The following is a 13,436-nucleotide window of genomic DNA, read 5'->3' as shown; positions in this document are numbered from 1 at the left end:
TGCCGTTGTCGGGTGTGCCGTGGCCACCCGCCGCGACACCAACCCGACCATCCCCGTCTCACCTGTCGGCGCAGGTTGCTAGCGTGGCCCGGTGTCTGAGCGAGAGCACACCGGGCGGATCCTCGACGGCCGGTTCGAGCTGTTGGAGCGGCTGGGCAGCGGCGGCATGGGGACGGTGTGGCGGGCGCTCGACCTCGGGTTGCAGCGCGAGGTGGCCATCAAGGAGGTGCGGCCCGCCGACGCCGACCAGGTCGAGAGCAACCCGGCCATGGCCGCGCAGTTGCGCGAGCGGGTGCTGCGCGAGTCCCGCGCGCTCGCCCGCCTCCAGCACCCCAACGTGGTGTCGATCTACCAGATCGTGGACCTGCCCGGCTCGACCTACCCGTGGATCGTCATGGAGCTGGTCAGGGGCACCTCGCTGGAGGACCGGCTGGGCCAGGGCGTGCTGAGCCCCGCCGAGGCCGCGGGCATCGGGCGGGACGTGCTCGCCGCGCTGCGGTCCGCGCACGCCGCCGGGGTCATGCACCGGGACGTCAAGCCGGGCAACGTGCTGCTGCGCCCCGACGGCAGCGCCGTGCTCACCGACTTCGGCATCGCCGCGCTCCAGGGCTCGACCCAGCTCACCGCCACCGGTGAGGTCATCGGGTCGCCCGAGTACATCGCGCCCGAGCGGCTGCGCGGCGACGAGACGCAGGTCTCCTCGGACTTCTGGTCGCTGGCGATGCTGCTGTACGTGGCCGTCGAGGGCAACCACCCGATGCGCCGCGCCTCCACCATGGCCACGCTCGCCGCCGTGATGACCGAACCGGTCCCGCCGCCGCGCCGCGCGGGCGCGCTCGGGGCCGCGCTGAACGCCGCGCTCCTGCAGGACCCGGCGATGCGGCCCAGCGGCGAGGCCCTGGACCAGCTGTTCGCGGCGGCCGAGCGGGAGACCGTCGGCGGCTTCGGGGCCCCGGCCACGCCCGCGGGCGGCCTGTACGGGCCACCCACCCCGGCGGGCGGCACCCCCGGCCCGAACTACGCCGCCACCCCGCCCGGCGGGTTCTCCAGCGGTCCCCCGAGCGGTCCCCACAGCGGTCCCCAGCAGCAGTGGCGGTCGGACCCGTCGAGCGCCCCGCAGCACGGCTACCAGCCGGGCTACCCGACCCCGCTCCCCGCGCCGCGCAAGAAGACCGGCGCCGTGGTGTTCTCGCTGATCGGCGTCGTGCTGGTCATCGCGCTCACCGTCGTCGTGGTCAAGATGGTCGGCTCCGGCTCCGGCGCGGACGCCGGTTCCGGGAAGCGGACCGGCGCCCCCGGCACCAGCGTCGCGGGCAACCCGGCCAACACCCCGTACCCGACCGGAGCCGAGGACACCCCGGCCCCGAAGACCGACCTGCTCACCCCGGACGGCGCCCGCACCGCCGTCGCCGCGTTCATCGAGGTCATGGGCACGAGCAAGGTCTCCGACCTGACCCTGTGGCCCGAGCGCGCCACCGCCGTCGCCCCGACCACGGCGGTCCCGAACGGGTTCGACAACTTCGAGTACGCCGTCGGCGGCAAGGCCACCAAGGAGCGCCCGGACGGGGTCGACGCCGACCGCGCCGTGCTCGACCTGAACGAGGTCAACTGGGACGCCCTGCCCGCGCTGATCGACCGCGCGAACAAGGAGCTGGGCGTCCCCGCGCCCACCAGCCGGTACATCATCATCGACACCGGCCTGATCGACCACAAGGCCGCGATCCGCGTCTACCTGGCCGACGACTACGGCGGCGCCTACCTGAGCGCGAACCTCAAGGGCGAGGTCGAGCGCCTCTACCCGCGCGACAAGTGACCGCCGCGGGGGGCGCGGGAAGCGCCCCCCGCGGCGGTGTCACGACCGGGCGCCGGGCCCGGCCACGACCGCCGTCCGCACCGAGGTGAACCCGGTGACCGTCCCGGCGGGCAGCGAGCCCCGCCCGGTCGCGACGGTGCGCTCGCCGATGAACTGCCCGGTCTCCCGGTCCACGATCAGCTCGGCCCGCTCGAACTGCCCGGTCAGCCCGAACGCGATCCCGACCCGCCCGTCCAGGTCGGCCGCCCGGTCCACGACCTCCAGGCCCGGCAGCTTCGCCAGCGCCCGGTGCATCAGCGCCCGCACGTTCTCGCGCACCAGCCCGCTGCGCAGCGCGTCGGCCACGGAGGTCAGCAGCGCCGAGTCCCCGCGCGAGTCGTCCTCGGGCACGTCCGCGCGCAGCCTCCGGCACAGCCCGTCCACGTCGGCGGGCAGCCCGTCCTGCCAGCTCGCGGTCGGCTGCTGCCAGCTCCCGCCGCCGCACCAGTCGGACCGCGCGGGCGGCTGCCCGCCGGACACCCGCACCTGACCGGACGGGACCTCGTCGAACCGCCCGCACGCCGCCCGCCACTCGCCCTCCGGCCACCCCCGGCCCTCCCGGAACGCCCCGGCCCGCTCGGCCTCCTCGGCCGTGCCCACCACCCACCGGTGCTCCCCCGTGACGTCCCGGCGCAGCAGCCACTCGTCCTCGCGGTCGGCGGGCACCCAGGTCTCCTGCAGGTTCTCGCTCAGCCTGCTGAACGAGCGCCCGCCGCCCGTCGAGCTGCCCAGCCACCACGCGCGGGTGGTGACCAGCAGGTAGCGCCCCGGCCCGACCTCGGGGTCGACCGCGCCGACCGCCGCGGCCCGCTCCAGCGCCTCCGCCGCCTCCGCCGACGCGCCCCGCCCGCCGACCCCCTCGGGCCACACCACCAGCCCACCCGCGACCAGCACACCCACCGCCGCCGCACCGGCCAACCAGCGCTTGCCCATCACACGCACCCCTCTCGCACCGGACCCGCCCGCTGTCCTGCCCGCGCCGGACCTGCCTGCGCCGGGCCTGTCCGCGCCCGTCCTGTCCGCGCCCGTCCTGTCCGCGCCCGTCCCGCCCGTGCCGGCGCCCGCCGCCACGTCCTCGGCCACCCGCGCCATCAGCGCCGCACGCGCCCTCGCCAGCGCCGCGTCCGCACCCGCGCCACCCCCACGCCCACCCCCACCCCCACCCGGATCAAGCGCCTCCAGCGCCCCGTCCAGCTCGTCAGCAGCAGCACGTCCCGGTCGCCCGGCTCCAGCGCGGCCAGCGCGCCCGCGAGCCGCCCCGCCGCCACCGAGGCGTCCACCCGCTCCGCCACCCGACCGCCGTGGTCGTCCGCCGAGCCGCCGCCGACCCCACCTCGGCCCCGGCCCGCGCCAACGCCCGCAACCCCCGAACCTCCTGCCGCAAATGCCTGCGCAGCAGGTTCGCGGCGATCCCGTGCAGCCACGCCCGCGCCGTCCCGCGCGCCGGGTCGTACCCGGCCCTGCCCTGGTAGGCCACCAGGAACGTCTCGGCCACCAGGTCGTCGGCCAGGTCGCCGACCCGCCGCCGCAGGTAGCCGTGCAGCGCTCGGGCGTGCCGGTCGAACAGCTCGCCGAACGCCCGCCCCGCGTCGGACAGGTCCGGGCGGTCGGTGTCCCGGTCGTCCTCGATCGCTCGCACACCCGGTTCTCGCCCGAGGCCGCCCGAGGTGTTCACGGGCTCCCCGCACGGCCCGCGCCGGGGCGCGCCACTACCTTCTGCGGCATGGGACAGATGGTGGGCCTGGTCTACTGCGAGGGGTGGGACCCCGTCGCGCGGACCGTCGTCGGCGGGCTCGACGAGGAGCGGGCGCGCGAGCGCGACTTCGCGGGGGAGCAGTACGCGGTGTGCCTGGTCGACCCGGACTCGGGCGCGCCGACCGCGCTGCTGGAGATCGCCGACCGCTACCGGCGCTGCTCGTGGTTCGACGCGGCGGGCAGGCGCGAGCGGGTCCGGGTGGACGTGGTGCTGCACGGGCGGCTGTTCCACCTGTCGAGCACCGAGTGGGTCTACGGCCCCGGCGACGAGGAGTTCTCCGACGAGGTCGAGCGCACCGAGGTGAGCCACTCGCCGCAGGGCGACCGGGACCTGGTCAAGGACCTGCCCGACGGCGGCTCGTACGCCACCGAGGACGAGGTCCCGGTCGAGACCCTGTACCGGCGGGTGCCCGCCTTCGGCGACTGGCACGCCTACACCGGGCTCGACGGGACCTTCGTGCGCCGCCCCGCCCCTCCGGCCCCGCCCGGCGCCGAGCCGCCGTGGCGCCCGCCCGCGCCGCTGGAGCCGAGGGTGGGGGAGCTGTTCGAGCCGGGCGCGCGGTTCGTCGTGGACGGCTCGGAGTTCACGATCGAGGGCCACGACGTGGGCCCGCTGCGGCTGCCCAGCGGCAGGCTCGTCGCCGCCGACCCGGCCTGGCCCACCGACGAGGAGCCGTTCGACGACATGCTCATGCCGGTGGCGCACCCGGTGCGGGTGCTGCTGGCGGTGTGCGCGGACAAGCCGGACTGGAAGCCGGTGGCGGCGCTCCAGCTCGTGCTGGCCGACGTGCCCGCCGCGACCTGGGAGCCCGCGCGCGTGGAGAAGAGCGACCCGGCGCTGCTGGGCGAGGGCGAGTTCTACGGCGCGGGCGTGGACTCCGGGCAGCTGTGCTTCGTGGACGCCTCGGCGGCGGAGGCGCTCGGCGACCTGGTGGGGGAGCACGAGGTCGACCCGGACGGGGCGGAGCACCGCACCGCGCTGCTGTCCGACCCGGTGAGCGGGGGCGACATGCTGCTGTTCACCGCGCCGAACGGGGACGGGGCGTACCCGACGTGGGTCGGGCGCGCGGCGGACGGGTCGATCACCTGCTTCGTGCTGGACACCCTGTTCGCGCCGGAGCGGCACTTCGACGGGGGCTGACCGCTTCGGGAGCCCGCGCCCGACCACGCCCGTGCCCCCGCACGGCTGGCCGGGATCGTCAGCGCGCTGCTCGCCGCCGTCGCCGACCGGCCCGAGGTGCCGGCGGCGCTGGAGGCCGACGCGCGGGCGCGGGTCGAGCGGGTGCGGCGGCGGGTCCGGTCCGCGCTGGCGCTCATCAGCCGCGCGCCCCTGCTGGTCGGGCCGGCCGGGGCGATCGCCTGGCCGGGATCGTCGATGAGGCGGTACGCGGACCTGGCGGTGGTCGGCGGGCGCAGGCCGCGCGCCGAGCGGGAGTGCGCCGCCGCCGGGGAGGCCACCGCCTGCGCGGACTCGCACGTCCACCTGCTCGGTGCTGCGGCGGAGGTGGAGACCCGCTTCGCCGGGCCGGAGCGGGACGGGGCGGGCGCGGTCGTGGTGGCCCCGACCCCGACCCCGGCCCCGGTCAGCGGTGGAAGCGGGTGGTCTCGCCGAGCGGCGCGCGGCCCACGGAGACCGCGTTCACCGGGGCCTCCGGGTCGGCGTGCCCGAACGCGACGCCGAACAGCAGCTTCCCGCCGGTGACGCCGAGGGTCTCGCGCACCACGTCGGCGTAGAAGCTCAGCAGCGCCTGCGGGCAGCTCGCCACGCCGTGCGCCTCCATGGCCAGCAGCAGGGTCTGGGCGTACATGCCGACGTCGGCGGTGAGCCTGGGGTCGCCGGAGTCGGGGGCGAACAGCAGGGCCACGTGCGGGGCCTCGTAGAACCGCAGGCTGCGCTCGTCGTACTCGGCCCGCCGGGCCTCCGCCTCCCGGCCGATCCCGAGCGCCCCGTACAGCGCCGCGCCCGCCTCCGCGCGCCTGCGCAGGTGGACGGGGGAGTAGACGTCGTGGCTGTAGGGGAAGTCGACGCTGCGGTGACCGGCGGCGTGCGCGGCGACCAGGGCGGCGGCGAGCCGGTCCTTGGCGGCGCCGCTGACGACCTCGACCTGCCAGGGCTGCGCGTTGGAGTTCGACGGCGCGGCGCCCGCGAGGGTGAACACGGCCTCCAGGGTCTCCCCTGGCAGCGGGTCGGGCAGGAACGCCCTGGTGGCGCGGCGTCCCCGGATCAGGCGGTCGGCGAGGGCGGGGAGGGTGGTGGGGGCGGGGAGGGTGGTGGGCACGACCGGCTCCTTAAGTACACGGTTCCGTTTACTTGAGGACCACCGTAGCGGAGCCGACGCCGCTTTGTAAACGGTGGCGTATACTTCAGGTCGTGGCAGACACCGGGCAGCGGGCGGGCAGGGGCGCGAGGGAGCGGATTCTGGCGGCGGCCGTCCGGCTCTTCGACGAGCGCGGCATCACCGCGACCACCATGGAGGACGTCGCCGAGGCCGCCCCGGTCTCCAAGCGCACCCTCTACGCGCACTTCCCCACCAAGGAAGACCTCGTCCTCGCCCAGCTCGACCACCTGCTCGACTCCGGCGCGACGATGCTGGACGCCTTGCGGGACAGCGGAACCCCGCCCCGCGAGCGGCTGCTGGGCATGTTCGGCCTCGGCCTGTGGGACGGGGACGTGCGATCGTGCCCGTTCCTGCGCGCCGCCACCGAGGACCCCGACCCGGACGGCCGCGCGCACGCCTTCGCCCGCGCGCAGAAGCTCGTGATGCTCGAACTGGCGACCGGCCTCGTCGCCGAGCTGGGGATCGCCGAACCGGAGGCGCTCGCCGAGCAGCTCGTCACCCTGTCCGACGGCGTGGCCAGCCGGGCGATGGTGCTCAACGACCCCGACTACGGCCGCCACGCCCGCGCCGCCGCCGAGGTCCTACTCGACCACGCGCCGCGCCTGGCCGCCACGAGCGCGAACACGTCCGCCTGACGGAGGCGCGACGGCGGTCCGCCGCGCGAGGATTCCCCGTGCCACCAAGGCATCCGCACCGATCCGCAAGGGGGGGACCACCGTGCTCGTGGCTCTCGTCGAACTGCGCACCGCCCACCGCGAGACCGTCCTGGCCCACTTCGACGCCGAGCGCGACCGCGTCCGCGCCATGCCGGGAAACCTGGACTTCCGGGTCTGCGCCTCCCGCGAGGACGCGGACCGCGCGACCGTCCTGCACGAGTGGACCGACCAGGCCGCGCTCGACGGCTACCTCGCGTCCGAGCCCTTCGCCCGCCTCGGCGCCTCGGTCCGCCCGCTGCTGGCCGAACCACCGGTCAGCAGGCGCTTCCGCGCCGAACCGCCGGACGTGGTCGCCTGACCGCCCCGGACCGCCGGGAGGCGCGCAGCGTCGTGCGCTCCTTCCCGGCGGCGCCCACCCGCGACCTGCGGCTGGAGCACCACTACCTGCTGTGCGCCTCCACCGGGACCCTCAGGCTGGAGGCGCGCGGCCGGGCCTGGCTGCTGCCGCCCGCGCGCGCCGCGCTCATCGAGGCGGGCGAACCGATCCGGGTCAGCGTGCCCGTCCCGGTCACCACCGCCTCCGTCCTGCTGCACCCCGGCTTCGCCCCGCCGCCGCCCGCCCCGCTGGCCGTGTTCGACCTGACCCCGCTGGCCCGCCACCTGCTCGCCGAGTGCGCCGCCCTGCCCGCCTCCGCCGACCCCCTGGACGCCTACGCCCGCCCGCTCTTCGCCGCGCTCGCCGCCGTGACCTGGCGGCTGGCCGAGCACCCGGCCCCGGTGTCCGTCCCGGTGGGCCGGTGGGCCGAGCTGCGCGAGGCGTTGCGGCTCACCGGAGAACGCCTCGGCGAGGACCCGCGCTTCACCGACCTGGCAGCCGAGGTCGGCCTCGCGCCGCGCTCGCTGGCCCGCAGGTTCGCCGAGGAGACCGGCACGACGTGGCGCGCGGTGCTGCGCCGGATGCGGTTGCTGCGGGCGATCGAGGCGCTGGCGGGCGACGAGCCGATCACCACGATCGCCCACGCGGTCGGCTACAGCTCGCTGTCCGCGTTCAACGCCGCGTTCCTCGACCTGACCGGCCGCACGCCCGGCGAGTACCGCGCCAGCTTCCGGCTCTGACGCCCAGGTCTGGCCCGGTTCTGGCGCGGGTCGGGCCAACGCCCTGCGCCGCACGGCCGAAGCGCCCCGCCGCCCCCGGTGCGAATCCTGGTGTTCGCGCACCCGCCGTGCTGGACTGGCTCCCCCGCCCTAGCACGCCGTTGTGTCGAGGAGGAGCAGAGCCTTGCGCGAAAAGAGCATCCCGCCGCTCTACGAGGTACCCGCCGAGGACAACCTGCTGGGTCCCGTCATCCGCAACACCGCCGAGCAGCCCGACCGCGTCCTCCTCGCCCGCCAGGTCGACGGCGCGTGGCGGGACGTCACCGCGGCCCGGTTCCTCGCCGAGGTGCGCTCGGCCGCCAAGGGGCTGATCGCCTCGGGCGTCGGGCCGCGCGACAAGGTCGCGATCATGTCGCGCACCCGCTACGAGTGGACCGTCCTGGACTACGCCGCCTGGGGCGCGGGCGCGGTGCCCGTGCCCGTCTACGAGACCTCGTCGGCCGAGCAGGTCGAGTGGATCCTCCGGGACTCCGGCGCGGTCGCCATCGTCGTGGAGACCGAGGCGCACCGCTCGCTGGTGGCCAAGGTCCGGCCCGGCTTACCGGCGCTCAAGCAGGTCTGGACCATCGACGACGGCGCGCTCGACCAGCTCGACGCGGGCGGCGCGTCCGTCACCGACGAGGTGCTCGACGAGCGGATCGCGGGCCTCGGCGCGGACGAGCTGGCCACGATCGTCTACACCTCCGGCACCACCGGCCGCCCCAAGGGCTGCGTGATCACCCACCGGAACCTGCTGGCGGAGTGCGGCAACACCATCGCCCGGCTGCGACCGCTGTTCCACGACGACGCCTCCTCGCTGCTGTTCCTGCCGCTGGCGCACGTGCTGGGCCGCGTCATCCAGCTCTGCTCGCTCGCCGCCCCGGTCAAGCTCGGCCACGTCAGCGACCTCAAGGACCTGCCCGCCGCGCTGACCGCGTTCCAGCCCACCTTCCTGCCCGCCGTGCCGCGCGTGTTCGAGAAGGTCTACAACTCGGCGCGCGCCCAGGCCGTCGCGGGCGGCAAGCAGAAGGTGTTCGACCTGGCGGTGGACACGTCCATCGCGTACAGCAGGGCGCTGGAGACCCCCTCCGGGCCCGGACTGGCGCTCAAGCTCAAGCACAAGCTGTTCGACCGGCTCGTGTACGGCAAGCTCCGCGCGGTCCTCGGCGGCCGGGCCGCCTACGCCCTGTCCGGCGGGGCCCCGCTCGGCGAGCGCCTCGGCCACTTCTACCGGGGCCTCGGCTTCGTGGTGCTGGAGGGCTACGGCCTGGCCGAGTCCAGCGCCGCCACCACGACGAACCCGCCGGACGTGCAGAAGATCGGCACGGTCGGCCTGCCGCTGCCGGGCTCGTCGGTGCGCATCGCCGACGACGGCGAGGTCCAGCTCAAGGGCGAGCACATCTTCACCGGCTACTGGAACAACCCCGAGGCCACCGCCGCCGTGCTGGACGCGGACGGCTGGTTCAGCACCGGCGACCTCGGCTCCCTGGACGAGGAGGGCTACCTCAGGATCACCGGCCGCAAGAAGGAGATCATCGTGACGTCGGGCGGCAAGAACGTCGCCCCGGCCGTCATCGAGGACCGCATCCGCTCGCACGCGCTCGTGGCCGAGTGCATGGTCGTCGGCGACGCGAAGCCGTTCATCGCCGCCCTGATCACCCTGGACGAGGAGATGCTGCCCCGCTGGGCCGCCCAGAACGGCAAGGGGGACCTGACGCCGCGCCAGCTCCGCGAGGACCCGGACCTGCTGGCGGAGGTGCAGCTCGCGGTGGACCTCGGCAACTCGGCGGTGTCGCGCGCCGAGGCGGTCCGCGAGTTCCGCGTCCTGGACGGGCAGTTCACCGAGGCGTCGGGGCACCTGACGCCGTCGCTGAAGCTGAAGCGGAACGTGGTGCGCGCGGACTTCGACGCGCAGATCCGGGAGATCTACGCGGAGTGAGGCGGCCTGCCGCGGTGACCGGGGAGCGCCCGGTCACCGCGCCTCGCCCGCCGAGGGGCCGGTTCCGCTCAGGTGGTCCCGGATCAGGTGATCCCGGATCAGGTGATCTCGAAGCAGGGCTTCGGGCGCAGCAGCCCGCCGGGCGCGCAGGACAGCTCCAGCGCGGTCATCCCCGGTTGCGGGTTGGTCGGGTTGTAGAAGCCGGGCGCCGGGACGTTCCAGCCGCAGTAGCCGCCGCCGGTGAGGTCCGCGGACTGCCCGTCGGGGGCGAGCGCGGCCGTGCCCGACGCCGCGAAACCGCCCACCTGGAACGTGTCGGAGACGGCGAACGCGGTGCCGCGCAGGTCGATCCTCGCCACCCCGCTCGCGGTCGCGTCGCAGCTCATCGCGGTGGCGTAGGGCATCGACGTCACCGTGGCGCCCCCGAGGGCCAGGGAGCCGGTGGACGTGGCGAAGGTCAGGTCGCCGATGTCGGCGGTCAGCGTCGCCGGGTCCACGCGCAGCTTGGTGAACGTGGTGCGCACGCTCGTCCCCGGCGACGCGCCGCCCGCCGTGTACTGCGAGAAGTTGCCCGTCCCGCCGGTGTCCGGGAGGTCGAGGTACTCGCGCGGCGTGCCCGCCATGTCGTGGCAGTGCACGCCGAGCAGCCGCCGGTTGGTGAGCAGCAGGTACGGTCCGTCCGGCGCGCCGGGCAGGAGGCTGCGCACGGCCGCGCAGCTGTCGAGCAGGCCGCGCGGCTCGGCCGTCGCGGGGGCGGCGCCGAGCGCGGCCACCGCGACCAGCGCCGTGCCAATGGCCAGCGCGCTGCGGAGGGCAGGTCCCATGTCGGGCTCGCAATCGTCGTCGGGGGCAGGTCGGCTACGGCGAACCTAGAACGCGGCGCGGCCCCCGCGTCCGGGAAGCACCCCAGCAGGTGACCCCCTTCGGGACGCCGTCCCCCGGACGGGCGGGCCCCTCACCCCCGCAGGTACCGGGTCACCATCGCCACCAGCTCCTCCTCGAACACCTCCACCGCCGTGCCCCCCGGCGCGGCCATGAACTTGTGGGTGTTCATCTCCACCGTGAACAGCACCAGGTCCGCCGCCAGGCCCGGATCGCCCACCCGCACGTCCGGGTGCCGCTCCAGCACCTGGCGCACCTGCCCGGTCCGCAGCTCGCCGTGCCGCCGCACCGCGTCCAGCAGGTCCTGCGACGCCGCAGCCTCCTCGATCATCAGCCGCAGCAGCCTCGGGTCGTCGCGGTGGTGGTCGACCGCGTCGCGCACCAGCGCCCGCACCAGCGCCTCCAGCGTCCCCGGCGCCAGGTCCAGCTCCTCGAACCCCGGCCAGCTCCCCCGGTCCACGTGCTGGATCAGCAGCGCGGCCAGGATCGAGTCCTTGTTCGGGAAGTACTGGTACAGCGACCCGATCGACACGCGCGCCCGCTCGGCGATGCGGTTCGTGGTGCCCGCCGCGTACCCGTGCTCGGTGAAAACGTGAGCAGCGGCGGTGAGGATGCGCTCGCGGGTCAGCTCGGCGCGGACCTGGCGGGGCTTGCGACGTGGCTCCAAGCGTCGATCGGCGGACGGCACGCGGGGTCTCCTGGGGGTGCGCGGAAAGCGAGTAGTCAAGACCTGAGCTAATGCTCACAATAGTGTCATGAGCTGCGATAACAACGCATGACCTCCACCACCCCGCACCGGCTGGCCACGGTGGCGCAGGTCGAGGCGGTGATCGGCCGCGCGCCCGCGCCGGTGCTGGCCAAGCAGATCACCGCGCTGGACGACGGCTGCCGCGCCGTGCTCGCCCGCTGCCCGCTCGCCGCCTTCGGCCACCGCGACGCGGACGGCGTCCAGCGCACGACGTTCGTCGGCGGCGCGCCGGGGTTCGCCCGCGTCCACTCGCCCACCCGCATCTCGTTCCCGCTGCCCGGAGCCCGCCCGCGCGGCCCGGTGTCGTTCACCTTCCTCCTGCCCGGTGTGGGGGAGACGTTGCGGCTCAACGGAAGGGCCGCCGGGCGCGCGGGCGACGAGCAGCTCGTGGACGTGCTGGAGGCGTACGTGCACTGCGCCCAGGCCGTGATCCGCTCGGACCTGTGGCAACCACCCGTCCCCGCCGACCCCGCCCCGCGACCGGGGGGCGCCGGCCCGCTCGCCGTGCCCGAGGTGGCCGACTTCCTCGCCGCGGCGAGGTTCCTGGCACTGTCCACTCAGGACGGCGGGGGCGGCTCCGACACCAGCCCGCGCGGCGACCTCGGCGGCGCGGCCCGCGCCCTGGACGCCCGCACCCTCGCCATCCCGGACCGCAGGGGCAACAAGCGCGCCGACACCCTGCACAACCTCGTGCGCGACGACCGCGTCTCGTTCGCCGCCCTGATCCCCGGACGCACCGACGTGCTGCACGTCAGCGGCCGGGCGTCGATCACCACCGACCCCGACCTGCTCGAACCCCTCGCCCTGCGCGGAACCCCGCCGCACGCCGCGCTGCTCGTCGCCGTCGAGCACGCCGAGGTGACCCCGAACGCCGCGCTGACCCGCTCCCGCGCCTGGTCCCCGCAAGCGCGCACCCGCCCCGGTGAAGTGCCCGACCTGATGGTCCTGGCAGGCGACCACCTCGCCGCGAACCTGGCCACCCGCAAGGGTTTCCTGCCCCGCTTGCTCGGCGCGCTCACCCGGATCCCCGGCTTGGGCAAAGCGCTGCGCCTGGTCATCAACCGCTCCTACCGCGCCAACCTGCGCCAGGAGGGCTACGGCGACGTCCGCCTCACCCCCACCACCCCGGAACCCCCGTCCAGGGAAGTCGAGATCGCCGAGATCCGCAGGGAGACCCCCGACGCCGTCACCCTGGTCCTGAACTCCCCGCACCCCTTCGACTTCCGCCCCGGCCAGTTCTTCACCCTGCTCACCGACCTCGACGGCGAGCCGGTCCGCCGCTCCTACTCCGCGTCCTCGGCCCCCGGCGGCACCAGCCTGGAGCTGACCGTCAAGCGCGTCCCCGAAGGCCGCTTCTCCACCCGCGCGAACCACGACCTGCGCGCGGGCGACCGCCTGCGCCTGCGCGGCCCGTCCGGCGCGTTCCACCTGGACCCGGCGGTGGACCGCGAGGTCGTCCTGCTCGCGGCGGGCAGCGGCATCACCCCGCTGATGAGCATGATCCGCACCCTCCTCGCCACCGACGCCCCCGCCCGGATCGCCTTGCTGCGCACCGACCGCACCGCCGAGGACGTGATCTTCGCCGACGAGCTCGCCGACCTGGCCCACCGCAACCCGGACCGCCTGTCGATCACCCAGGTCCACACCGCAGACCAGGGCCGCCTGACCCCCGCGCGCGTCGAGTCCTGGCTCACCGAGCTCACCCCGTCCGACCGGGCCGCCTACTACGCCTGCGGCCCCGACCCCCTGGTCACCCTGCTCCGCGAGGTCCTGGCCGCCAGGGGCGTGCCCCCCGAGCGCGTCCACCACGAGCGCTACACCACCGCCGCCCCGACCAGGGTCACCGCCCCGCAACCCCTGGTCGTCGTCGACGGCGCCCGAACCCTCGGCTCGACCGTCGTCGAACCGGGCCAGACCCTGCTCGACGCGGCGCTGGCGGCAGGCCTCCCGATGCCGCACTCGTGCACCGTCGGCAGCTGCGGCGACTGCGCCACCACGCTCCGCGCGGGCGAGGTGGCGATGACCGAGCCGAACTGCCTGACCCCGCAGCGCAGGGCCGAGGGCCAGGTCCTGACCTGCGTCACCTGCCCGCTGTCCCCGGTCACCGTGGACGTCTCCGGGCGCTGAGCGG

At 75.3% G+C, this 13,436-nt stretch carries 12 protein-coding genes; 7 read left to right on the top strand and 5 right to left on the bottom strand.

The features are described from left to right. Positions 1-91: 91 nt before the first annotated feature. Positions 92-1,813, top strand: coding sequence for a serine/threonine-protein kinase (locus CNX65_RS22290; RefSeq protein WP_096495510.1), 1,722 nt, complete (start codon positions 92-94; stop codon positions 1,811-1,813). A gap of 39 nt (positions 1,814-1,852) precedes the next feature. Here CNX65_RS22290 and CNX65_RS22285 read toward each other — a convergent pair whose 3' ends face one another. Together CNX65_RS22285 and CNX65_RS22280 are read right to left on the bottom strand one after the other, a co-directional pair. After that, positions 1,853-2,944 (bottom strand): CU044_5270 family protein, encoded by a 1,092-nt coding sequence (locus CNX65_RS22285; protein WP_177154307.1) that lies wholly within the window; start codon positions 2,942-2,944, stop codon positions 1,853-1,855. Positions 2,945-3,050: 106 nt separating this feature from the next. Next, positions 3,051-3,491 (bottom strand): RNA polymerase sigma factor, encoded by a 441-nt coding sequence (locus tag CNX65_RS22280; RefSeq protein WP_232519954.1) that lies wholly within the window; start codon positions 3,489-3,491, stop codon positions 3,051-3,053. 84 nt (positions 3,492-3,575) lie between these two features. Between CNX65_RS22280 and CNX65_RS22275 the strand changes: the two genes are divergently transcribed. After that, complete coding sequence (locus tag CNX65_RS22275; protein WP_096495508.1) at positions 3,576-4,748, top strand: DUF4241 domain-containing protein; 1,173 nt, start codon at positions 3,576-3,578, stop codon at positions 4,746-4,748. A gap of 442 nt (positions 4,749-5,190) precedes the next feature. On the opposite strand, the gene CNX65_RS22270 is transcribed toward CNX65_RS22275, so the two are convergent. After that, positions 5,191-5,886, bottom strand: coding sequence for a nitroreductase (locus CNX65_RS22270; protein WP_096495507.1), 696 nt, complete (start codon positions 5,884-5,886; stop codon positions 5,191-5,193). 92 nt (positions 5,887-5,978) lie between these two features. Here CNX65_RS22270 and CNX65_RS22265 point away from each other — a divergent pair, with 92 nt between their 5' ends. From CNX65_RS22265 to CNX65_RS22250, 4 genes are all read left to right on the top strand, one after another. Further along, on the top strand, positions 5,979-6,581 hold the full coding sequence (locus CNX65_RS22265; RefSeq protein WP_096495506.1) for a TetR/AcrR family transcriptional regulator: 603 nt from the start codon (positions 5,979-5,981) through the stop codon (positions 6,579-6,581). Positions 6,582-6,669: 88 nt separating this feature from the next. Further along, a complete protein-coding gene (locus tag CNX65_RS22260; protein WP_232519953.1) occupies positions 6,670-6,960 on the top strand; it encodes a putative quinol monooxygenase in 291 nt (96 codons plus the stop codon). 32 nt (positions 6,961-6,992) lie between these two features. Further along, a complete protein-coding gene (locus CNX65_RS22255; protein WP_198320535.1) occupies positions 6,993-7,718 on the top strand; it encodes a helix-turn-helix transcriptional regulator in 726 nt (241 codons plus the stop codon). A gap of 163 nt (positions 7,719-7,881) precedes the next feature. Beyond that, positions 7,882-9,675 carry an AMP-dependent synthetase/ligase gene (locus CNX65_RS22250; RefSeq protein ID WP_096495504.1) on the top strand — a complete coding sequence of 598 codons (1,794 nt, stop codon included), beginning with the start codon at positions 7,882-7,884 and terminating at the stop codon, positions 9,673-9,675. Between the two features lie 98 nt (positions 9,676-9,773). Here CNX65_RS22250 and CNX65_RS22245 read toward each other — a convergent pair whose 3' ends face one another. Both CNX65_RS22245 and CNX65_RS22240 read right to left on the bottom strand, forming a co-directional pair. Then, positions 9,774-10,499: a GON domain-containing protein gene (locus tag CNX65_RS22245; protein WP_096495503.1), complete on the bottom strand. Its 726-nt coding sequence runs from the start codon at positions 10,497-10,499 to the stop codon at positions 9,774-9,776. A gap of 131 nt (positions 10,500-10,630) precedes the next feature. Next, positions 10,631-11,245, bottom strand: a complete 615-nt coding sequence (locus tag CNX65_RS22240; RefSeq protein WP_096495502.1) for a TetR/AcrR family transcriptional regulator — start codon at positions 11,243-11,245, stop codon at positions 10,631-10,633. 87 nt (positions 11,246-11,332) lie between these two features. Between CNX65_RS22240 and CNX65_RS22235 the strand changes: the two genes are divergently transcribed. Continuing rightward, the gene (locus CNX65_RS22235) at positions 11,333-13,432 is read left to right on the top strand and encodes a 2Fe-2S iron-sulfur cluster-binding protein (protein ID WP_096495501.1); all 2,100 of its coding nucleotides are present in this window, start codon (positions 11,333-11,335) and stop codon (positions 13,430-13,432) included. The last annotated feature ends 4 nt before the right edge of the window (positions 13,433-13,436 follow it).

Source organism: Actinosynnema pretiosum (genome assembly GCF_002354875.1).
GTDB classification, from domain to species: domain Bacteria; phylum Actinomycetota; class Actinomycetes; order Mycobacteriales; family Pseudonocardiaceae; genus Actinosynnema; species Actinosynnema auranticum.
The sequence above is the reverse complement of the archived record's forward strand: the minus strand, read 5'-3'. Positions and strand labels throughout refer to the sequence as shown.